The sequence below is a fragment of the Bacillus sp. GW821-FHT11D08 genome, from assembly GCF_058808515.1.
This window is the reverse complement of the sequence record NZ_JBXARS010000001.1, coordinates 614,343-635,607: the sequence shown is the minus strand read 5'-3', so window position 1 is coordinate 635,607 and position 21,265 is coordinate 614,343. Positions and strand designations below refer to the sequence as shown.

Below are 21,265 nucleotides of genomic sequence, written 5' to 3'. Positions count from 1 at the left end.
CAGAAAGTTTTTTCGATTCTGCATCCGGTACGGGGACTCAAGTCTGAATTGAACGGCACAGACATATTTTACAGGGGGGTTATATCTTTGAAAAAACGCAAAATCGGAATGGCGATGGCGCTCATCGCGGCGGCCGGAACCATATTAAGCGCATGCGGTTCAAGTGACAAAGCAAACGGCTCCGGCAGTAAAAACTTTACCGTCGGCATGGTAACGGACATCGGCGGTGTCGATGACAAATCATTTAACCAGTCCGCCTGGGAAGGCATCCAGGCATTCGGAAAAGACAACGGGCTTACAAAAGGCAAAAGCGGTTTTGACTATCTTCAATCAAAATCAGATGCAGATTATACAACGAACTTAAATAAATTAGCGCGGGAACACTTTGACCTGATTTACGGCGTTGGGTATCTGATGCAGGATTCCATCAGCGAAATCGCCGATCAGCGCAAAGACACAAATTTTGCGATCATTGACGCCGTTGTCAAAAAAGACAACGTGGCGAGCCTTACATTTAAAGAGCAGGAAGGTTCATTCCTCGTGGGAGCAGCCGCTGCGCTGTCGAGCAAAACGGGAAAAGTCGGATTCGTGGGCGGAATGGAGTCTGAATTGATCAAAAAATTCGAAATCGGCTTCCGCGCGGGTGTACAAGCCGCAAATCCGAAAGCGACCGTAGAAGTGAAATATGCGGGCGGATTTGACAAAGCCGATGTCGGCAAGGCGACGGCTGAAAGCATGTACAAATCAGGCGTTGACGTCATTTATCACGCGGCCGGCGCAACGGGAACGGGCGTCTTCACAGAAGCGAAAAATCTGAAAAAAGAAGATCCGAAACGGAACGTATGGGTCATCGGTGTTGATAAAGACCAGTACGCGGAAGGTCAAGTCAAAGGCACAAAAGACAATGTCACTCTCACATCAATGGTCAAAAAAGTGGATACAGCCGTGGAGGACTTAACGAAAAAAGCGAGTGACGGCAAATTCCCGGGCGGCAAAACATTAACATACGGTTTGGCGCAAGATGCAGTCGGCATCTCGGATCACAAGGAAAACCTTTCTGACGACGTCATCAAAGCAACAGACGATTGGAAGAAGAAAATTGCGGACGGACTCGAGATCCCTTCAACTGAAAAAGAATTGAAATCCTTCAAGGCTGAGTAAGAATCAGGGGATAAGGAGACTTCCGTGCTTATCCCCTCTCTTTTATGAAAAGAGCGGTGAAGGAAAAGCTGCATCTCTTGCAGCTTTTCTTTTGCCAAGCTCTTTCTCATCAAAGTATCTCTGAAAAGGAGCGTCAAATCGGTGGATTATATCATTGAAATGCTTAATATACGCAAGGAGTTTCCCGGAATCGTCGCCAATGATGACGTCACGCTTCAAGTGAAAAAAGGCGAAATACACGCCCTTCTCGGTGAAAACGGCGCCGGAAAATCGACACTCATGAACGTTTTATTCGGCCTGTATCAGCCGGAAAAAGGCGAGATCCGGGTGCGGGGCGAACGCGTACACATCAACAGCCCGAACAAAGCCAACGATCTCGGCATCGGGATGGTGCACCAGCATTTTATGCTTGTGGATACCTTTACCGTCTCAGAAAATATCATTCTCGGAAAAGAGCCGAAAACTTTCGGCCGGATTGACAGACAGCGCGCCGCCCGGGACGTGCGCGAAATTTCCGACCGTTACGGCCTGCACATTGATCCTGAAGCCAAAGTTGCCGATATTTCCGTCGGTATGCAGCAGCGGGCGGAAATATTAAAGACCCTCTACCGGGGCGCCGACATTCTCATTTTTGACGAGCCGACCGCGGTGCTGACCCCGCACGAAATTCAAGAACTGATTCAGATTATGAAAAATCTTGTCAATGAAGGAAAATCAATTATCCTCATCACCCACAAATTAAAAGAGATTATGGAAGTCTGCGACCGTGTCACCATCATCCGGAAAGGAAAAGGCATTACAACACTCGATGTCGCACATACGGATCAAGATGAACTGGCAAGCCTTATGGTCGGACGCGAAGTGTCATTCAAGACGGATAAACAAGCGGCCGATCCGAAACAAGAAGTGCTTTCACTTTCTGATGTAACGGTTAAAGACGCGCGCGGCGTTGAGGCGGTCAAACAGCTCTCCCTCTCAGTCAGAGCCGGTGAAATCGTCGGCATTGCGGGCGTTGACGGAAACGGCCAGTCTGAATTAATTGAAGCCATTACAGGTCTCAGAAAAACGAATGCCGGCACGATCACGTTAAAGGGCAAACAGCTGCAAAACATGCCGCCCAGGAAAGTCACTGAAGCCGGCATCGGGCATATTCCGCAGGACAGGCATAAACACGGGCTCGTCCTTGATTTTCCGATCGGAGAAAATATCGTGCTGCAAAGTTATTACCAAAAGCCCTACTCTTCTTTCGGCATATTAAATAAACACACGATTTATGACAAAGCGCGAAGCCTGATTGAAGAATACGACGTCAGAACACCTGATGAATATACGCCTGCGCGCGCTCTCTCCGGGGGGAATCAGCAAAAGGCCATTATCGGCCGGGAAGTGGACAGAAATCCGGATCTTTTAATTGCGGCCCAGCCGACGCGGGGACTCGATGTCGGCGCGATTGAATTCGTCCATAAAAAGATCATTGAGCAGCGTGACGCCGGTAAAGCGGTGCTTCTGTTATCTTTTGAACTTGATGAAATAATGAATCTCAGCGATCGCATCGCCGTCATCTTTGAAGGCAGCATCATCGCAAACGTCAATCCGCTTGAAACAAACGAGCAGGAGCTCGGACTTTTAATGGCGGGAAGTAAGCAAATGGAGGCGGGGAAAACACATGATTAATCGACTTTCTCATCTGGCTGTGCCGCTGATTGCGATCATCCTTGGGTTAGCTGCGGGTGCGGTCATCATGCTCGCCAGCGGCTACAATGTCGTAAGCGGGTATTCGGCTCTTTGGAGCGGCATTTTCGGAGAAGTGTATTACATCGGGGAATCGATCCGCCAGATTACGCCATATATTTTGTCCGGATTGGCCGTGGCATTCGCATTTCGGACCGGCCTGTTTAATATCGGGGTTGAAGGACAGCTCCTTGTCGGCTGGACCGCCGCGGTGTGGGTCGGCGCTTCCTTTGACGCCCCCGCTTACATCCACCTTCCGCTTTCGTTATTGGCGGCTGCGGTTGCGGGCGGCATTTGGGGCCTGATTCCCGGATTTTTAAAAGCCCGTTTTTTTGTCCACGAAGTGATTGTCACGATCATGATGAATTATATCGCTCTTCATTTAACCAATTATCTCATTTCCGATGTCATGACGGACCACCGGGACAAAACAGACAAAATTCATGAAAGCGCGTCGCTCCGCTCGCCGTTTTTAGAGCAGATGACAGATTACTCCCGCCTTCACTGGGGCATTCTGATCGCTCTGTTTGCGGCAGTCCTCATGTGGTTTATCATTCATAAAACAAAAAGCGGATTTGAATTCCGGGCTGTCGGCTTTAACCAGCACGCCGCACAATACGCCGGAATGAGCGTCAGAAAAAATATGATGTACGCCATGATGATTTCCGGCGCCTTCGCGGGGCTTGCCGGCGCGATGGAAGGACTCGGAACCTTTCAATACGCGGCGGTTAAGGGCGACTTTACCGGCGTCGGCTTCGACGGCATTGCGGTTGCGCTTCTCGGCGGCAGCACGGCAATCGGCGTTGTTCTGGCGGCATGTCTTCTCGGCGGCCTTAAAGTCGGGGCATTAAATATGCCGATTGAATCCGGGGTGCCTTCTGAAGTCGTTGACATCGTCATCGCCATTATTATTTTGTTTGTGGCATCAAGCTACGCCATCCGTCTCATCCTTGATAAATTGAAGAAAAAGGGGGCGAAGTAAGTGGACTTCCTGCAGATTTTATCCATTATTGTCCCGGCAACACTCGTATATGCGGCTCCGCTTATTTTAACCGCTCTCGGCGGCGTGTTTTCTGAAAGATCGGGAGTTGTCAACATCGGTCTTGAAGGACTGATGATTATCGGCGCCTTTACAAGCGTCATGTTCAACTTATTTTTCGGACGCGAGCTTGGCGCCGCCGCTCCGTGGCTCGCCTTGGCTGCGGCTATGATTGCCGGCGGACTGTTCTCACTGATTCACGCGGCCGCCGCGGTTTCTTTCCGCGCCGATCAGACGGTAACCGGTGTGGCGATCAATATGCTCGCGTTAGGAGCGACACTGTTTATCGTCAAGCTGATCTACGGAAAGGCGCAGACTGATAAAATCCCGGAGCCCTTTTACAAAACGAACATTCCCGGGTTAAGCGATATTCCGGTTTTAGGAAAGATTTTCTTTTCCGACGTATATTATACGTCGATTTTAGCCATCGTACTGGCCTTTGTTTCCTGGTTTATTTTATTCAAAACGCCGTTCGGCCTCCGCATCCGTTCTGTCGGGGAACATCCGATGGCGGCCGATACGATGGGAATCAACGTGTTCGGCATGCGCTATATCGGCGTCATGATCAGCGGGCTGTTCGGCGGGCTCGGCGGCGGTGTATATGCTTCCACGATCGCGCTTGATTTCACGCACTCCACCATTTCCGGGCAAGGCTTTATCGCTCTTGCCGCGCTGGTTTTCGGCAAATGGCATCCGATCGGCGCGCTCGGGGCTGCGCTGTTCTTCGGATTTGCGCAGAGTTTGAGCATTATCGGCTCGCTTTTGCCCCTGTTCAAAGACATTCCGAATGTATACATGCTGATGGCTCCTTACATTCTGACCATTCTCGCGCTTGCCGGCTTCATCGGCCGCGCGGATGCGCCTAAAGCCAACGGCATCCCTTACATTAAAGGAAAACGCTGATTGCCACAAAAAAAGAGTTCCGCACCCTGGTGCCGGAACTCTTTTCATCTATATACGATTCTGATATACTCACGCGGCTGAAACGGCGTTTGGATTGATTCAGCCGCACTCAGCTTGTCTTCTGCGTATTCCGCACCGAGAAAAAAACGCTCCCAATTATCTGCCTCCGTCTGCTGCCGCGTTTTGCAGAAATCGTCCGCTATGAATGTTCCTGCAATAATAGAACAAAATATTCCAATACAGGCCGCCGCCTTTCTCTTCATCTGACCAGCTCCTTTTTTAAAAGCTTGATCTGAAAGATAAATGTATATACAAAGATCAGGATATTTGATAAATTTATTTTGGGTTCAAAAGACCACAAAAACACAGAGAGGAATACATTATGCCGTAGCAGGGTAAAAAAAAGTGCGATATAATTTGTACTGGGTCCTATGACCGTGAATTGATTAATTCACTCTTACATAAAGCAGTTGCTTGATGAAAAAACAAGCAAAGGAGGTCTTCTGTTGCAGCTGTTACATTTCGCGATTTTGGCGCCTTTTTTATTTGCATTTATCGTTCCCTTTCTTTATAAACGGGTAAAACAAGTCCATACAGGCTGGTTTGTGCTGATAGTGCCCGTTGTGCTGTTTGTTTACTTTATCAGCAAGCTCCCTGTAACAATGGCTGGGGAAACCGTCCGATATGCGGCCGAATGGATTCCGTCCCTCGGTATTAACTATACCGTTTATCTTGACGGACTCGGGCTGTTATTCGCTTTATTGATTACGGGCATCGGCTCTTTGGTGACGCTTTACAGTATTTTTTACTTATCGAAGGACAAAGAAAAGCTCGGCCCCTTTTATGTGTACCTGCTGATGTTTATGGGCGCGATGCTCGGCGTTGTGCTCGTCGATAACGTTATCGTGCTTTATATGTTCTGGGAGCTGACAAGCCTGTCATCCTTCTTATTAATCGGGTATTGGCATAAGCGGAAGAAATCACGCTACGGGGCGGAAAAGTCACTGCTGATTACCGTCGGCGGCGGGCTGTGCATGCTTGGCGGCTTTATCCTGCTGTATCTGATGACGGATTCGTTCAGTATCAGGGAAATGGTCAACCAGGTGCATATTATCGCAGGCCATCCGTTCTTTATTCCGGCGATGGTTCTCCTGTTATTGGGAGCCTTTACGAAATCAGCGCAGTTTCCGTTTTATATCTGGCTGCCTGATGCCATGGAGGCGCCGACTCCTGTCAGCGCCTATCTGCACTCGGCTACAATGGTGAAAGCGGGCATTTATGTGATTGCCAGATTCAGTCCGATTTTTGCATTTTCACCCGTCTGGTTTTGGACGGTTGCCTCAGTCGGTCTGATCACGATGGTATGGGCTTCCTTTAATGCGATGAAACAAACCGATTTAAAAGCGATTCTGGCATTTTCCACAGTCAGTCAGCTCGGTATGATTGTATCGATGCTCGGCGCAGGAGCCGCCGCGCTTCATTACCAGCATTCAGAGTATTTTACGGCGGCTGTCACCGCGGCTGTGTTTCACTTAATTAACCATGCTACTTTTAAAGGAAGTTTATTTATGGCGGTCGGCATTATCGACCATGAAACGGGAACACGGGACATCCGCAGGCTCGGCGGACTGATGGCGCTTATGCCGGTAACGTTCACCGTTTCACTGATCGGAACGTTTTCCATGGCAGGCCTCCCTCCGTTTAACGGCTTTTTAAGTAAAGAAATGTTCTTTACAAGTATGCTGCGGATTGCTCATGCAGATATTTTCAGCCTGGATACGTGGGGCGTGCTGTTCCCCGTTCTCGCATGGATCGGGAGCGTCTTCACTTTCATCTACAGCATGAAGCTGTTTTTCAGAACGTTCAGCGGCGCGCGCAAACCTGATCAGCTTGAAAAGACGCCGCATGAAGCACCGCTCGGCATGCTGATTTCGCCGGTCATTCTTGCCGCTTGCGCCGTCAGTCTGTTTTTTGCACCGAACGTTTTGTCTTACAGCCTGATTGAACCGGCGATGAACTCCATTTATCCGGCTCTGTTAACCGGCGGAGATACATTCCATGTCCATATTTCCCAGTGGCACGGGGTGACGGCTGAGGTAATGATGACCCTCGGCATCATCATTGTCGGCACGATCGGTTACGTAACGCTGTCTAAATGGGAGCGGTTGTACGGTCTGTTTCCGAAAAAACTGACGCTGAACAAGCTTTACGATGCGGTGACGGGCAGTATGGAAAAAAGATCTTACCAGCTGACGTCATCTTATATGACCGGATTTTTGCGGGATTATCTGCTGTATATCTTTGCGGCGTTTATCATTCTCATCGGAACGGCGTTCGTCACAAAAGGCGGCTTTTCCATGACAGCGAAAGGCATGGCTGAAATCGGCCTTTATGAAATCGTGCTGTCCCTCGTTATGGTGAGCGCAACGATTGCGACTGTGTTCGCCAAATCGCGGCTGACGGCCATTATCTCACTCGGTGTTGTCGGGTACACACTCGCGCTGTTTTTCGTGATTTTCAGAGCGCCCGATCTGGCGCTCACGCAGCTCGTCATTGAGACGATATCCGTCGCCTTGTTTCTTCTTTGTTTTTACCATCTGCCGAAAATGCGGCGGAAAAAGAAGACAAGAACATTCCGGATGACGAATTTTATCATTTCTCTCGGTGTCGGCGTCATCGTGACAATGCTCGGAATCGCGTCTTCCAGCGAAAAAACAAAAGACAGCATCTCCTCCTTTTTCACCGCTTACAGCCATAAGCTCGGGGGAGGAAACAATATCGTCAACGTCATCCTCGTTGATTTCAGGGGATTTGATACGATGTTTGAAATCACGGTGCTGTCGATTGCCGCACTCGGGATTTACGGCATGATCAGAACGAAAGTAAAAGAGGAGGGAGAAGAGCGTTGAGACAGCAAAACACAAACGACATCATCCTTCAGACGGCAACGAAGCTTGTATCTTTTATCATTCTGCTTTTCTCTTTCTATTTATTTTTATCGGGACATAACGCTCCCGGCGGAGGATTTGTCGGCGGACTGATTACGTCTTCGGCCATCGTGCTGTTGCTTTTGGCCTTTGATTTAAAAACCGTCAAATCGATTTTGCCCGTCAATTTTATTTATGTGGCGGGCGCGGGTCTGCTTATCGCGATTGCAACGGGTGCAGGTTCGTTCTTATTCGGAGCACCCTTTCTCACCCATACATTCGGCCATTTTCATCTCCCGGTGCTTGGGAATACGGAGCTTGCGACGGCCACTTTGTTTGATTTAGGTGTGTATCTCGTTGTTGTCGGCGTGACGATGACCATTATTCAAACGATTGGAGAGGAAGAATAATGGAAATCTTAATGTCTGTCATTGCCGGTATTTTGTTTATGGCGGCAACCTACCTGCTGCTTTCTAAAAGTCTGCTGCGCGTGATTATCGGCACCGCGCTATTAAGCCACGGCGTCCATTTGCTGCTCCTGACCATGGGCGGACTGAAAAAAGGCGCTCCTCCCATACTGGGCGGAAAAAGCACGTCGTTTGTCGATCCGCTGCCGCAGGCACTCATACTGACGGCGATCGTTATTTCGTTCGGCGTCACGTCCTTTTTGCTTGTGATGGCGTTTCGCGCCTATCAGGAACTGAAAACGGACGATATGGATCGAATGAGGGGAAATGATCAACATGAATAACTTTGTGATATTGCCTATTCTGGTGCCGCTGCTTGCCGCAGTGCTGCTGATTTTTATGAACAGGCACGTGATGCTGATGCGGATATTCAGCACTGCCGCTTCCTGTGTCTCCATCGTCATCAGCGCCGCTCTCGTTCAGACGGTTTTCACACACGGGACTCAGACGCTGACACTCGGCGGATGGAAAGCGCCGTACGGCATTGTGCTCGCCGCGGATCAGCTCGCCGCACTGCTTGTTTTGACAACCGCCATAATCGGGCTGCTCGTCACCCTGTACTCCTTCCGCTCCATCGGAGAAAAAAGGGAGCGCGCTTTCTATTATTCAGGGGTGCAGTTTCTTCTGGCCGGCGTAAGCGGAGCGTTTTTGACGGGTGACCTGTTCAACATGTACGTCTTTTTTGAGCTTCTGCTAATCGCGTCCTACATGCTGATCGTGCTTGGCGGAACGAAAATTCAATTAAGAGAATCATTGAAGTATATCGTGTTTAACATTGTGTCATCCGCGTTTTTTGTCATCGGCGTCGGTTACTTATACGCGGTGACGGGCACGCTGAATATGGCTGATCTAAGCGTAAAAATAAGCGAATCGGGCCAGACCGGGCTGATCACCGTCATCGGCGTCCTTCTTCTCGTCGTTTTCGGTTTAAAGGGCGGAATATTCCCGCTGTATTTCTGGATGCCGGGCTCTTATTACGCCCCGCCGGCTGCGATTTCGGCCTTATTCGGGTCTCTTTTGACGAAAGTCGGCCTGTACGCCATTTTAAGAGTATTCACCCTGATCTTTATTCACGATACGGGCTTTACCCACCAATTGATGATGTGGCTTGCGATGCTGACGGTGTTATTCGGCGTAATCGGATCTATCGCCTTTTCGGATGTCATGAAAATCGTCATCTACAATATTATTACAGCCGTCGGCGTGATTTTGTTCGGCATTGCCATGAACACGCCGGCCTCCATTCAAGGAGCGGTTTATTACTTGATTCACGATATGCTGATTAAAGGAGCGCTGTTTATGCTCGCCGGCACGCTTATCGCATTGACGGGCACTGCCAGCCTGCATAAAATGGGCGGACTGATCACCCGTTATCCCGTTTTGGGATGGATGTTCTTTATCTCAGCCATATCTCTGGCCGGCATCCCGCCGTTCAGCGGATTTGTGGGCAAGCTGAAGATCGCGGAAGGCGGGTTCGATAAGGGGGAAACCTTGTTTTCCGTATTGATTCTCTTATCAAGCCTGCTTGTGCTCTATTCCGTGCTGAAGGTTTTTACGACGGCTTTTTGGGGAGAAGAAAAAGAAATCCCCGGCGCAGGCGGACGGTCCGCAAAAGGACTTCTTTATCCGGCAGCCGCTTTTCTCCTTTTGTCGCTTCTGTTCGGGCTCGGAACCGAATGGGTTTCACCGTATGTCAATCAGACGGCTGAGAATCTGCTGAATCCGGAAAAATACATTGAAGCTGTTTTGAAGGAGTAGATGGCATGGCTTTTCAACTATTATTAAATGTTCTTCTCGCTGTTTGCTGGATGTTTCTCACAAACAGCCTCAGCGCGGCGGGTTTTATGACCGGATTTATCGCGGGCTTGGCGGCGCTGTTTTTTTTCCGGCGCTTCTTCTCGCGGCCGTTTTACATTTGGAAAATATGGTCAGTCATCAAACTGGCGCTGATCTTTATAAAGGAATTATATTTGGCCAATGTCAGCGTACTGAAAACCGTTATATCGCCGAAACTGAACATCCGCCCGGGCATTTTCGCGTTTAAGACGGAATTGACGGAGGATTGGGAGATCACGCTGCTCTCGCTGTTAATCACTTTAACACCGGGTACGCTCGTGATGGATATCTCCGATGACCGGTCGATTCTCTATATACACGCCATGGACATTGAAGATGCGGAGAAAGCGATCCATGACATCCGCGTCTCTTTTGAGAAAGCCATTCAGGAGGTGAGCCGCTGATGTTTACGTTTATTCTGCAATTATCACTCGGCATTATGGCGGTTTCGACTCTTCTGTACGTCATTCGCGTCATAAAAGGGCCTACGATACCGGACCGGGTCGTCGCGCTTGATGGGATCGGCATTAATCTGATTGCCATGACCGCGCTTGTATCCATTCTCTTAAACACATCGGCCTTTTTGGACATCATTCTGCTGCTCGGCATTTTATCGTTTATCGGCACGATTGCCTTTGCTAAGTTTTTGGAGAAAGGAGAGATTATCGAAAATGATCGAAATCGTTAAATGGGCCGTCGCCGTTTGTATTCTGATGGGATCGCTGATCTGCCTGGTCGCGTCTTTCGGCACACTCAGGCTTCCTGATGTTTATACGCGCGCCCACGCCTCTTCAAAAGGCTCGACACTCGGCGTTAATTTGGTATTGCTCGGGGTGTTAGGCTACTTGTGGATGCTGACCGGAGAAATTTCTGTAAAAATACTGCTCGGCATCATTTTTATCCTGCTGACGGCGCCGGTCGGAGCGCACCTCATATGCAGGGCCGCGTACAATTCGGGAGCGGCGCTTGATAAAAGAAGCGTTCAGGATGATTACAAAGGGATCAGAAACTTTGTGATCAAACGTAAAGAAGATTCATATTTATAAAAACAAACAGCCGGACGATTCAGGGTTCCGGCTGTTTGTTTATTTTGTTATAACAGCCAGCGTGCAGCGGGAAACACAGATCAGCCTTTCCCGTTCATCGAAAATGTTAATCCCGTACACAATGGTTGCCCTGCCTGTGTGAACGGGTTTCGCAATCGCCGTGACCGTCCCGCCCTCTTTCACGGATTTTAAATGATTGGCATTAATCTCAAGCCCGACACACGCCTGGTTCGACCGGTCGATAAAATGCTGGGCCCCGACACTTGCAACAGTCTCCGCCAGCGCTGCTGACGCGCCCCCATGCAGATATCCGAAAGGCTGCACCGTCCTCTTATCCACCGGCATCACCGCCACGCATCTCTCCGGTGTGTTTTCAGTGATTTCAATACCGAGTGCGCCGAGCAATGTATTGTTCAGATTCATAGGTCATTCTCCCTTCAAGATTTATAGTACGTTATCTGACTTGGCGATCAGCACCGCTTCAGTTCGGGAGCCGACATTCAGCTTGTTAAAAATGGATGTCAGGCTGTATTCAATTGACCGCTTGCTTAAGTGAAGTGCATCTGCGATTTCCTGATTGGTCAAACCTTTTTCGACCTCTTGGAGAATATGGCGCTCTCTCGGGGTTAACCGATCCTGCTCACTTTGAGGGGAAGAAGACGTTTTTGTTTTTTGCTGGGTCATCAGCTGTTTGAAATAGGAGAAATCAACTAAAATCTGTCCGTTGAGCACGTGATATATGTATTGCATGATTTTCTCTTTAGATTCGGTTTTGCTGATGGCGCCATGCAGGCCCGCGCGGATGGATTCTTCAAAATAATCTTCAACCTCATAGCCTGTGTAGACAATGATTTTACAGAGAGGATTCTCTTTTAAGATTTTCTTAGAAAGCTCTATGCCGCTGATGTCATCACCCAGATTTAAATCCATTAATATGAGATCGTAAGCTGAAAAATCATGCCGGAGAACGAATTGTTCACTGGCATCAGGACTGAGGCAATCGACAGAAAGATTCGTGTCCGTTTCCAGAATCGTCTTGGTGCCCTCCATGACAGCTGGATGATCATCAATCACTAGTATCTTTTTCATGGTTTCCTCCCTTTTACTCACTCATTTCCATTTTATTAAAAAGACTTGGCTTCTGCCAAGTCGATTTGGTGATAAATTGGTTACAATTCCATTTCAATATCTACTTTAAAACCGTTTCCTTCACTTGTGTCGATTTTCATCCGTCCGTCAAGCGCACGGACGCGCTCCTTAATACCCGAAAGACCCATGCTCATCGACTGGCCGCCGCCTTTTTCCTGATTGCAGCCGACACCGTCGTCTTCATAATGCAGAATCACTTTATTTTGAATGCTGATCAGCATAATCAGCACCTCATTCGCCTGTGAATGCTTCATGGCGTTCGAAAGAAATTCCTGAATAATGCGGTACAAATTCAGCTGCGTATCCAAATCCAGCGCCGCCGTAAACCGGCCCGTATTCAGACGGATATGAAACGGCGCACGCTCCTGCTGCTGCGCGGCAAGCTTGGATACCGCCTTGACCAGACCCAAATCATACAGCAGCTGAGGACGCAGCTCATGGCACGTCTCCCGGGTCATCAAAATGACATCCGACATCCGACATCTGCTCATTCATCTGATGAAGCTTGTCCTGCACCTCTAACTGGCAAGGCTCTTCTTTCTTAAAATCGGCCAGAAACAGCTCACACTGGCGCTTCAAAGAAATCAAGTCCTGCAGCACTGAATCATGCAGATCACGGGCCAAATCCGAACGCTGCTTTTCCTCGATCGTAAACATCAGCTTTTTGAGCCAGACCGGGTTTGTCTCTTGTTTCTTTAAATCTTCGAGATGATTCATAAGTTCTTCGATTTTCATCACGTTTTCTATTGAAACATTAACGTAAAAAGATAATGTTTTTAACCAAGAAATTTCTTCACGTGATAAACGGGGCGTATTCATCTTAGACAAACAGAGAACAACGAATGATCTATCTCCCCGTTCTCCTACTTTCATTGCGAAACCTTGATTAAACTCCGTTATTTTTCCTATTTCACCAGTAACACTATTTAAAAGCACTTGATAATCATCTATCAAACTTGAATCTCTTTCGTCAAATGCCTTTACATTCCCATCATACGTAACTTCAAATATATACACTTTACTTGTAAGAGTTACTTCGAGAATGGTGGTTTTTAATTCTCCAAAAACCTGAGTTAAAGAAGACGAGTTTCTGATTAATTGGGTAAACTTATAAATACTGTCTTGGTAATTGAACCTTTCAGAAACCCTTTTTAATTTAAACCGGAAATCGAGTATTTCTTTATAATAAAAAACAGCTAACATTAAAATATAAATTAAAAATGTCAGTTTGAGATTGTAAAAATTTTCTTCCGGCTCACGTAATAACTCTATTGTCGTAACCAGAATTATAGTTGGGGTTAACGCTAAAAAGCCGTAATATTTTAACTTACTTAAGATAAAATCAACGTTATATATTTTATTCGACATGAATTGATATACAAGTGAAAAAGGTATCAGCAGCATAAATGATGCTGTTAAGAAAGAAGAGACATAATAATCATTAAAAAATACATACGGTATAAGATACAGACATAAAAAAGGCGAAAATGCCAATATATTTATAACCACAAGCACCTTTATAATATGTGCCTGATCAGTATCTTTGTTTCTTCTCAAAATAACAATAAAGTAATATGCTACAATCAAAAAAAGAAGAAAAAACGAAATCAAATTAAATTTTGGAATAAAATCACCAAAAGATAATCGCGACCGGAATAATTCAAATAATATATTTATAGTTGGAAATAAATACAAAGCGAAAACTTTTTTGCTGAAAAGCACTGTACCTAATTCTTTAAAGTAATGATAAAGAAACAGAAGATAATTTAAAGGTACAGTTATTAATGTTAACAACATGATGCATCTGCTAAGCAAATCGCCTTTTGCCGATCCTCCAGCACTAATATATGCGATTGAAGCAGACAAAAGAAATACAATTAGCACCAAAGCAGATTTCAAGTTTTTTTCTTCATTTATTTTGATGATGAAGAAACAGCAAAATAAACATACTACATAAAAAATTATCGGTATTAAGTAAGTACTGAAGTTCCTATCATTAAATAAATTGAGCTTAATCTCAATATCATGACCGTTTCTATCAACGACCATCGAGTTTACATTTTTCAGCTTATTCATTTGAATATTAATTGACTTTACATTTTGGTGGTTAATATTCTTTACTATATCTCCCTTTTGCACTCCGGCGTAATATGCCATTGTAAAATCTTCTACATCTTTTATTTTAATTTCGCCCTGTTTATTTTCAGAAATTGTGGCGCCGACTAAAAGATTATTTGTGCTTATATAAGTCAGATAAATGACATATACCAATGTAAGCAGAATTAAGACAACTGAAATCTTATTGTACTTGGACTTCATTTATATCATCCTCAATATTTCCAATCACCGCCGAAAGAAATAACATCTATACCCTTAAACGCATTTATAACACAATCTGTTTGATCCTGGCTAACTCCAATCAGACTAGCATTGCCTTCAATCACTTTATTTAAAACTTCTGGATTTTTGGTTAAGTATCCTACAATTTCCTGCATTATTTTTCATCCTCCTCTAAATTAACAATCGCATTTAATAAAGTTTCCGTTTTATTTCTTTCTATTTCCAATTCAAATATCTTACTTTTTATTTTTTTTAACGACAAATGTTTCAAAACCAATAAGTATTGGGTTACACCTGCTTCAATTAATTTCTTTTTTATGTCTCGAGTCTTTAAGGTTTTGAATAACTCCGGGTTTTCATACCATTGTAAGATTTCTTCAGAAGCTTTATTGAATCTCTTTTTTAAGTATAAATAAGCAAGTGTATTTTTGCGTTGAACAAAATCATTATTCAAGTAAAACAAACCTTGATAATCATTATCAATCTGGGATATTATTCCGAGTTCATATGAATATGATTGAACGATTGGATTTAACTTTCCTGTAGCCAGCATCGCGCCCATAACGCAAGGCATTGCAGTTAAAGAGCCAGATTTATTCTTAATCATTTTCAAGCACTCTTCTTCAGTTTGCGGTGCATTCAAAATATCATCTTGCTGGCCCTCAATTGAATTCAAAGCAAAGTTTAATATTTGCTTAAGAAAATACGGATTTTCACTAATCTGATTCATAACCTGTATACTTAATGTATAGAGGGCCGTTACAGTATTCAGCGTAATGGGGAGACCTGTTTTCATCCATTCCATTTTCAGATTATCATTATCTTCTAAATCATCATAAATGTCGTATGACAGGACTAATAATTCTATGCCTACGGCTAACTTTAAAATTGCCTCTGTGTCTCTGCCATTGAACGCTTTGTAATGTTGATATGCCAATTCAGCAAATCCGAATGAATCTTTTGATGCAATAAATTTTAGAAGGTACATTTTCAAGTTAGTATTGCATATATTGTGCTCCACAATTTCCTTCATCTTCTCTTTAATCGTTTCGGCATCTAAACACATTTGCTCAATAATTGTCTTCACCCTCCCATTCTATTTTACTAAATGCAGGTGATGAAAGACAGCAGGTTTTTCGTTTTTTAACAATCGTATAATACTTTATCCACGAAATGGATAAAAAATGCACAAAAAAAAGACTTGTTTCCAAGTCTTTTTAAGAAATTTTCATAGCATATGAGAATTTATCGAGCTGATCAATGCTTTTGTTAATGTTTCGTAATGAGTCGGTTGTTTCTCTGATATCATTTTCAAGTCGGAATAATAATTGCTTTACTTCTTCTAATTTGTTTTCCACCGTTTCCACACTCCTTTTTTTGAAAGATCAATGAATTGTGTATGGTGAACGAGTCCTAGGTATTTGATCTGTTACTAATAGTGTAAACGTTTTTGCGGGATTTTTCACCGAAAAGTATGTGTAAAAGTATCTGCGTGACACCGCAAACCAGGGTAATCCCATAGTCCCGAATGGAGCATTTAGCGAACAGGACTATATAACTACCAGAAAGGCAGACGTTTAGGATGAAGCAGACCAATCTGGCGGTTCTGCTGTTTTTTTAACGGTTTTCCGACAAACCGGCAAGGACTATAGTCCCTGCCGTCGCAATTTCAAAACAGAATGGGCGAACAGCGTCGCATAACCACCGACAAACACCGAAAAGACCGCAACCCCCGCATTGTGGTCTTTTTGCATGTCATAACTCGTTATCACGCCGCCTATACTCATGTATAACCAATGTTTTCTCAGGAAGGAGGCCGCCGTATGCATTATGTGTATCCATGCTTCCCTGTTTTCGCCGCGCCATACCGGCATCCTGCGCCCAGTGCCCCGGTTCACGCAGATATTTTGACAGCGTCCGCAAAAGAGGCTGCGGGCATGCTGGAGGATGCGCGCCTGCTCCTTGCGCGGCTGTCGGCGTCAAAAGAGCTTGCGCGCCGTATCCTCACCGCAGCGCAATCATCTGACACCGCAGCGGTCAAGCGGCTCATTAAGCAGACCGGCATCAAAAATGACTTTGACGTGACGTATAATCCCGACGGCATCCGTGTCAGTCTGATCAGAGAGCAAAGCCGGTTTATCATCGCCCTCAGGTGGTCGGTTTAAAGCGGCTCAATCCACGATCAGCTGCCGGCACCATTCGATCGCCTGTAAGTAACATTCATACGCTTCTTCTTTGTTCAGTTCTTTTCCCCACTCGTCACAGTCCCAGTTGTTGCATTCAATGGCTTTGACGAACGCGAGCATCTTATAATAATCGTTTTCATAACCGAGCAGCGCCTGTCCGACTTCATCGATTAAAGGCAGTTCTTTGATGATATCCTCCAGCTCCCTGTGGAGAAGCGTATCGATGAGCGAAAACATGCCGATCAGCATGTAAGAAGAGGGCTGGGGCCTTCCGGTTCTTTTCGCCAGCAGTTCGCACAGTTTGGCCCTGATTAAGGAAATCTTAATGATTTCTTTTTGGCTTGAGTGGCTTTTCGCCGTTAAATCTCTGAATGAAAGAATGTAAATCAAGCGCTTAATCTCATTCAGCCCAAGCATCATGATGGCCTGCTGGATGCTGTCTATCTTTTTTTTCAGCCTTGTTTGCGATCCGTTTAAAAAACGCAGAATCTGATACGATAAGCTGACGTCCCGCTCTATGTATTCCGTCACGCGCTGTATATTGGGCTGGTCATTGTTTAATTCGCTTAAAAGCTGGTAGTAAGAATGAAAATGAAACGTCAGATCATTTCCGCTGATGACACGCGGTTCACTGAAAAAATATCCTTGAAACAGGTGAAAGCCGTCTATGGCCGCCTGTTTATAATCTTTTCTCGTCTCCACTTTCTCCGCTAAATAAATCAGACTTTTACAGCTGTACGTCTGAATGATTTTTTTGCGCTCCAGACGCGAGGATTGCAAAAAGTCGATTTTTAAAATATCAATATATTTCATCAGCTGTTCCACTAACTCTTCATTTTCCGGATTGATGGCGTAAAAATCATCAAGTGCTAATGTATATCCTAATTTCTTCAGCTGTCTGCATCTTGAGATGAGTGCCGGAGTGATCGGTATGTCCTCAAGAATTTCGATAATAAGCTGGTCAGGATCAAAGGAGGTAGGGAGATCTGAAAACATCAGGCTTTCTGTAAAATTCACAAAGCAGCGTTTCCCCTCAGTCAGCTTTTCGATTCCGATGTTGATAAAGCTGTTAATAATGAGATCCGTCGTAGCTTTATCTCCATCAGCGGCCGAATAACGGTTCTCTTCGCTCTCCCGGTAAAGAAGTTCATAAGCAACAACCTGTTCGTTTCTGTTGAAGATAGGCTGTCTCGCAACAAACACCTTCATTCATTTACCCCCTTAGATGCGGCCTTCGAACATAAGTATATCAAATAACTTGACGAAATTTGTCTAAATGTGAAAAATATTATCACAACAAAAAGGCCTTTCCAGAGAAAGGAAAGGCCGCTTTGTCTTCTATTCAAGTTCCCGTTTCAGCTTGCTTTTGATTTCATGAATCCGCTGCATCTTGTTGCTCCAGCAGTCTTCGCTTAAATCGACCGGATATTCTTCCGGCTTGCTGATCCGTTTGTATTCCTCCCACAGAAGTTTGAGGTTATCCTGCACGTATTGCTGGATGTCGGTAATTTCGGGATTATCATAGCATAAAACGCCGTTTTCAAAAATCGGCTCATGCAAGTCTTTCGCATAGAAATCAGTGACGAATTTGCTGACGAACGTGTGGACGGGATGGAACATTTTTAAGCGTTTCTGATCATTTACCCGCTCGTCATAAAGCGCGATATAATCACCTTCCGAGTGGTGATTCAGCTTGTTGATAATCCGGTATACTCTCTTTCTTCCCGGCGTTGTCACTTTTTCAGGGTTTGACGAAATTTTAATGGTGTCAGTCAGTTTGCCGTCCTCTTCAATGGCGACAAGCTTGTAAACCGCGCCGAGGGCCGGCTGATCGTATGCGGTAATCAGCTTCGTGCCGATGCCCCACGTATCGATTTTCGCTCCTTGGGATTTCAGATTTAATATCGTGTGCTCGTCAAGATCGCTTGAAGCAATGACCTTTGCGTCTGTGAAACCCGCTTCATCAAGCATTTCACGCGCTTTTTTTGACAGGTACGCCAAGTCCCCGCTGTCCAGGCGGATGCCGATGAAGTTGATCCGGTCGCCGAATTCCTTTGCGACTTTAATCGCATTCGGCATGCCCGAACGGATCGTATCGTACGTATCTACGAGAAATACGCAGTCTTTGTGGGTCTCCGCATATTTCTTAAATGCCGTATATTCATCGCGGTACGCTTGTACGAGCGCATGAGCGTGCGTGCCGGATACCGGTATATTAAAACGCTTTCCGGCTCTTACATTACTCGTTGCGCTGAAGCCGCCGATCAAAGCCGCTCTCGCTCCCCACATGGCCGCATCCATTTCATGGGCGCGCCGCGTTCCGAATTCGAGGGCGTCTTCGTCACCGACAACGCCTTTAATGCGGGCCGCTTTCGTGGCGATTAATGTTTGGTAATTCACAATATTAAGCAGAGCCGTCTCAATCAGCTGGGCTTCGATCAGGGGCGCTTCGACCCGCATAATCGGTTCGTTGTTAAAAACGAGCTCGCCTTCTTTCATGCTGTAAAGAGATCCGGTAAAAGAAAGATCCCGTAAATACTCAATGAAATCATCAGCATAGTGCAATTCCGTTTTTAAATAATTCAGATCGCTGTCGGTAAATTTGAAGTTCTCCAAGTATTCGATTGCTTTTTCTAAGCCCGCAAATACCGCATAGCCGTTTTCAAAGGGAAGCTTTCTGAAAAAAAGCTCAAAAATCGCTTTTTTCTCATGAATGCCGTCTCTCCAGTACGTTTCGGCCATATTAATTTGATAAAGATCTGTATGTAAAGACAAACTGTCGTCTTTAAAACCATGCTCCACCAAAATTGTTTTCCCCTTCCTTACTCTGCCACTTGCGCTCCGATGCTGTTCTTAAAATGGGACAGGGCCCATTCATGCCCTTCCGGATTAAAGCTGGCCACAGCGTTTTGATGAATGACAATCTGAAAGCCCTTGTTGTAGGCATCAACCGCCGTGTGAAGAACGCAGATGTCCGTGCACAGGCCCGCAAGATGCAGCTCAGTGATCTGCCGTTCCCGCAGTTTCAGCTCTAAATCCGTTCCCGCAAAAGCAGAATATCTCGTTTTTTCCATATAATTTACGTTTTTTGCGTGTTTATGTTTCTCATAAAGAGGCGATAGCCTTCCGTACAGCTCTTTGCCCTCCGTGCCGTTGATATTATGCGGAGGAAACAGGCGTGTCTCGGGATGAAAGTCATCGTCTGCATCATGCGAATCTACCGCAAAGACAACGTAATCACCGTTTTCTATAAATGCTTGCGTCAAACTGACAATCGTATCTTCAATCTGTCTCGCGGGTTCTCCGCAGGTTAATGCCCCGTTCTCTGCTGCAAAATCATTCGTATAATCAATGCATATAAATGCTTTTTTCATAGCCGGCCTCCCCGCCATTCATATGAAAACCATTATATCCTATCTCCACTTGTAAGTGAATTGGCATTGTAAAATGACAAACGGTGTTTTGCCCTTTTAAGATTTCAGGAGTGAGCGCTGAAAAATGTCATCCTGTACGTAAATGCCGTCAAGGTTCACGGCATAATCGGCGGCAAAAACCAGGCCGAGCGGCGTTTCGAATTGAAGATCCGATATGACGGAGCTTCGGACACCGGCAAGTGCGGCAAGCTTCATATATGGTGAATAAGCATGATACGGGAGCCTTCCGTTTATATAGAGCACCGCGTCTTTTCGGCTTTTCAGCGCCTGTTTCACTTCTTCATACGGCTGCTTTTGCAGCACCTGCCCCTTCGTCAGGGCAATGATGACTCTTTCACGCAGCGAGCCTAAAAATAAATGGCGTTCATCCGGTTTCGTCTGCAGAGGGCCGTACATCCCCTGCTGTAAATAAAGGTCAACCGTTTTGTCGCTCATCGGCCTGTCCCTCCTCAGCTTGTTTTACAATTATCTCCCCGGACGGGACGCGGTAAACCGCTTCGTTACATTTCAGCCACCCAATGGGAGATCTTGCCGGCGAGCTCTCCGGCGGGTTCTTCTTCAATCAGCTTGCTGAATGATTGTAAAAGCCGCTGCGCCAGCGCCTTTTTCTCTTCCTCATAGGAAATGATCGTGCTCCACTCAAGTTCCGGAACGGCTACAAGGGTATGCTGTTCTTTTTTATTTTCATGCAGATATACATCACCGATCATTCCGGACTGCACGGTAATATTCGCTTTTCTGATTTTCATAAAAAATTCCCCTTTTATAAAGACTGATTCTATTATACTACAAAAAAGCGACAGCCTCCTAAAAGGAGGCTGTCACGCGTTAAACCAATCAGGTTCGTCAAACACATCGATGTCTTCAAAGCGCGTTTTGCTGAATTTATTAGTGACTTTGACAAAATCTCCGGAATGAAACGCCCCTGCCCCCGCGCCTGAGTGGTCAACGGCTTTGGGAGAAATGGCAAACACGTCACCGAAGCTCGCCGCAGCGTCTCCGGCTAAACTCATAATATAAATCGGTCCCACAATTGCAGGCATACC

Annotated in this window: 24 protein-coding genes and 1 pseudogene; 12 read left to right on the top strand and 13 right to left on the bottom strand. The window is 45.8% G+C overall.

Going from position 1 to position 21,265, the window contains the following annotated elements:
• Window positions 1-87: 87 nt before the first annotated feature.
• From AC1RRX_RS03235 to nupQ, 4 genes are all read left to right on the top strand, one after another.
• The gene (locus tag AC1RRX_RS03235; RefSeq protein WP_007408665.1) at window positions 88-1,161 is read left to right on the top strand and encodes a BMP family lipoprotein; all 1,074 of its coding nucleotides are present in this window, start codon (window positions 88-90) and stop codon (window positions 1,159-1,161) included.
• Window positions 1,162-1,302: 141 nt separating this feature from the next.
• The gene (locus tag AC1RRX_RS03230; RefSeq protein ID WP_144463939.1) at window positions 1,303-2,835 is read left to right on the top strand and encodes an ABC transporter ATP-binding protein; all 1,533 of its coding nucleotides are present in this window, start codon (window positions 1,303-1,305) and stop codon (window positions 2,833-2,835) included.
• Window positions 2,828-3,874 (top strand): ABC transporter permease, encoded by a 1,047-nt coding sequence (locus AC1RRX_RS03225; protein WP_042635448.1) that lies wholly within the window; start codon window positions 2,828-2,830, stop codon window positions 3,872-3,874. The genes AC1RRX_RS03230 and AC1RRX_RS03225 overlap by 8 nt, the downstream gene beginning before the upstream one ends.
• On the top strand, window positions 3,875-4,834 hold the full coding sequence (gene nupQ, locus AC1RRX_RS03220; protein ID WP_003152071.1) for a guanosine ABC transporter permease NupQ: 960 nt from the start codon (window positions 3,875-3,877) through the stop codon (window positions 4,832-4,834). It abuts the gene before it with no gap.
• A gap of 44 nt (window positions 4,835-4,878) precedes the next feature.
• Here the strand turns inward: nupQ and AC1RRX_RS03215 are convergent, their stop codons facing one another.
• Window positions 4,879-5,097, bottom strand: a complete 219-nt coding sequence (locus AC1RRX_RS03215; RefSeq protein WP_042635449.1) for a hypothetical protein — start codon at window positions 5,095-5,097, stop codon at window positions 4,879-4,881.
• Window positions 5,098-5,340: 243 nt separating this feature from the next.
• Between AC1RRX_RS03215 and AC1RRX_RS03210 the strand changes: the two genes are divergently transcribed.
• From AC1RRX_RS03210 to mnhG, 7 genes are read left to right on the top strand one after another with little or no spacing between them, the layout of a single operon-like run.
• The gene (locus AC1RRX_RS03210) at window positions 5,341-7,743 is read left to right on the top strand and encodes a Na+/H+ antiporter subunit A (protein WP_144463938.1); all 2,403 of its coding nucleotides are present in this window, start codon (window positions 5,341-5,343) and stop codon (window positions 7,741-7,743) included.
• Window positions 7,740-8,171, top strand: coding sequence for a Na(+)/H(+) antiporter subunit B (locus AC1RRX_RS03205; RefSeq protein ID WP_007408670.1), 432 nt, complete (start codon window positions 7,740-7,742; stop codon window positions 8,169-8,171). The genes AC1RRX_RS03210 and AC1RRX_RS03205 overlap by 4 nt, the downstream gene beginning before the upstream one ends.
• Window positions 8,171-8,512 carry a Na(+)/H(+) antiporter subunit C gene (locus tag AC1RRX_RS03200; RefSeq protein WP_003152063.1) on the top strand — a complete coding sequence of 114 codons (342 nt, stop codon included), beginning with the start codon at window positions 8,171-8,173 and terminating at the stop codon, window positions 8,510-8,512. The genes AC1RRX_RS03205 and AC1RRX_RS03200 overlap by 1 nt, the downstream gene beginning before the upstream one ends.
• A complete protein-coding gene (locus AC1RRX_RS03195; RefSeq protein WP_144463937.1) occupies window positions 8,505-9,986 on the top strand; it encodes a Na+/H+ antiporter subunit D in 1,482 nt (493 codons plus the stop codon). Before AC1RRX_RS03200 ends, AC1RRX_RS03195 begins: the two co-directional genes overlap by 8 nt.
• Before the next feature lie 5 nt (window positions 9,987-9,991).
• On the top strand, window positions 9,992-10,468 hold the full coding sequence (locus tag AC1RRX_RS03190) for a Na+/H+ antiporter subunit E (RefSeq protein WP_007408672.1): 477 nt from the start codon (window positions 9,992-9,994) through the stop codon (window positions 10,466-10,468).
• Window positions 10,468-10,752 (top strand): Na(+)/H(+) antiporter subunit F1, encoded by a 285-nt coding sequence (locus AC1RRX_RS03185; protein ID WP_012118311.1) that lies wholly within the window; start codon window positions 10,468-10,470, stop codon window positions 10,750-10,752. Before AC1RRX_RS03190 ends, AC1RRX_RS03185 begins: the two co-directional genes overlap by 1 nt.
• Window positions 10,736-11,110: a monovalent cation/H(+) antiporter subunit G gene (mnhG, locus tag AC1RRX_RS03180; RefSeq protein ID WP_003152056.1), complete on the top strand. Its 375-nt coding sequence runs from the start codon at window positions 10,736-10,738 to the stop codon at window positions 11,108-11,110. Before AC1RRX_RS03185 ends, mnhG begins: the two co-directional genes overlap by 17 nt.
• 39 nt (window positions 11,111-11,149) lie before the next feature.
• Here mnhG and AC1RRX_RS03175 read toward each other — a convergent pair whose 3' ends face one another.
• From AC1RRX_RS03175 to degQ, 6 genes and pseudogenes are all read right to left on the bottom strand, one after another.
• Window positions 11,150-11,533 carry a hotdog fold thioesterase gene (locus AC1RRX_RS03175; protein ID WP_007408674.1) on the bottom strand — a complete coding sequence of 128 codons (384 nt, stop codon included), beginning with the start codon at window positions 11,531-11,533 and terminating at the stop codon, window positions 11,150-11,152.
• A 21-nt stretch (window positions 11,534-11,554) separates the two neighbouring features.
• A complete protein-coding gene (comA, locus tag AC1RRX_RS03170; RefSeq protein ID WP_003152052.1) occupies window positions 11,555-12,199 on the bottom strand; it encodes a two-component system response regulator ComA in 645 nt (214 codons plus the stop codon).
• A gap of 80 nt (window positions 12,200-12,279) precedes the next feature.
• A pseudogene (locus AC1RRX_RS03165) lies at window positions 12,280-14,578 on the bottom strand (histidine kinase).
• Between the two features lie 11 nt (window positions 14,579-14,589).
• Complete coding sequence (gene comX, locus AC1RRX_RS03160; protein WP_007613432.1) at window positions 14,590-14,754, bottom strand: competence pheromone ComX; 165 nt, start codon at window positions 14,752-14,754, stop codon at window positions 14,590-14,592.
• On the bottom strand, window positions 14,754-15,665 hold the full coding sequence (locus tag AC1RRX_RS03155) for a polyprenyl synthetase family protein (protein WP_079891433.1): 912 nt from the start codon (window positions 15,663-15,665) through the stop codon (window positions 14,754-14,756). The genes comX and AC1RRX_RS03155 overlap by 1 nt, the downstream gene beginning before the upstream one ends.
• A gap of 151 nt (window positions 15,666-15,816) precedes the next feature.
• On the bottom strand, window positions 15,817-15,957 hold the full coding sequence (gene degQ / locus AC1RRX_RS03150) for a degradation enzyme regulation protein DegQ (RefSeq protein ID WP_003152043.1): 141 nt from the start codon (window positions 15,955-15,957) through the stop codon (window positions 15,817-15,819).
• A gap of 465 nt (window positions 15,958-16,422) precedes the next feature.
• Between degQ and AC1RRX_RS03145 the strand changes: the two genes are divergently transcribed.
• On the top strand, window positions 16,423-16,764 hold the full coding sequence (locus tag AC1RRX_RS03145; RefSeq protein WP_144463936.1) for a YuzC family spore coat inner layer protein: 342 nt from the start codon (window positions 16,423-16,425) through the stop codon (window positions 16,762-16,764).
• A 6-nt stretch (window positions 16,765-16,770) separates the two neighbouring features.
• On the opposite strand, the gene AC1RRX_RS03140 is transcribed toward AC1RRX_RS03145, so the two are convergent.
• The 6 genes from AC1RRX_RS03140 to AC1RRX_RS03115 form a co-directional block, all read right to left on the bottom strand.
• Window positions 16,771-17,994 (bottom strand): EAL and HDOD domain-containing protein, encoded by a 1,224-nt coding sequence (locus tag AC1RRX_RS03140; RefSeq protein WP_007408678.1) that lies wholly within the window; start codon window positions 17,992-17,994, stop codon window positions 16,771-16,773.
• 129 nt (window positions 17,995-18,123) lie between these two features.
• A complete protein-coding gene (locus tag AC1RRX_RS03135) occupies window positions 18,124-19,590 on the bottom strand; it encodes a nicotinate phosphoribosyltransferase (protein ID WP_015418109.1) in 1,467 nt (488 codons plus the stop codon).
• Window positions 19,591-19,607: 17 nt separating this feature from the next.
• Entirely contained in the window at window positions 19,608-20,159 is a 552-nt protein-coding gene (locus AC1RRX_RS03130) for a cysteine hydrolase family protein (protein ID WP_003152033.1), read from the bottom strand.
• A gap of 96 nt (window positions 20,160-20,255) precedes the next feature.
• Window positions 20,256-20,654, bottom strand: a complete 399-nt coding sequence (locus AC1RRX_RS03125) for a YueI family protein (protein WP_003152031.1) — start codon at window positions 20,652-20,654, stop codon at window positions 20,256-20,258.
• A 65-nt stretch (window positions 20,655-20,719) separates the two neighbouring features.
• Window positions 20,720-20,968: a YueH family protein gene (locus AC1RRX_RS03120; RefSeq protein ID WP_003152028.1), complete on the bottom strand. Its 249-nt coding sequence runs from the start codon at window positions 20,966-20,968 to the stop codon at window positions 20,720-20,722.
• Window positions 20,969-21,040: 72 nt separating this feature from the next.
• Window positions 21,041-21,262 carry a spore germination protein gene (locus AC1RRX_RS03115; protein WP_007408682.1) on the bottom strand — a complete coding sequence of 74 codons (222 nt, stop codon included), beginning with the start codon at window positions 21,260-21,262 and terminating at the stop codon, window positions 21,041-21,043.
• Window positions 21,263-21,265 lie beyond the last annotated feature (3 nt).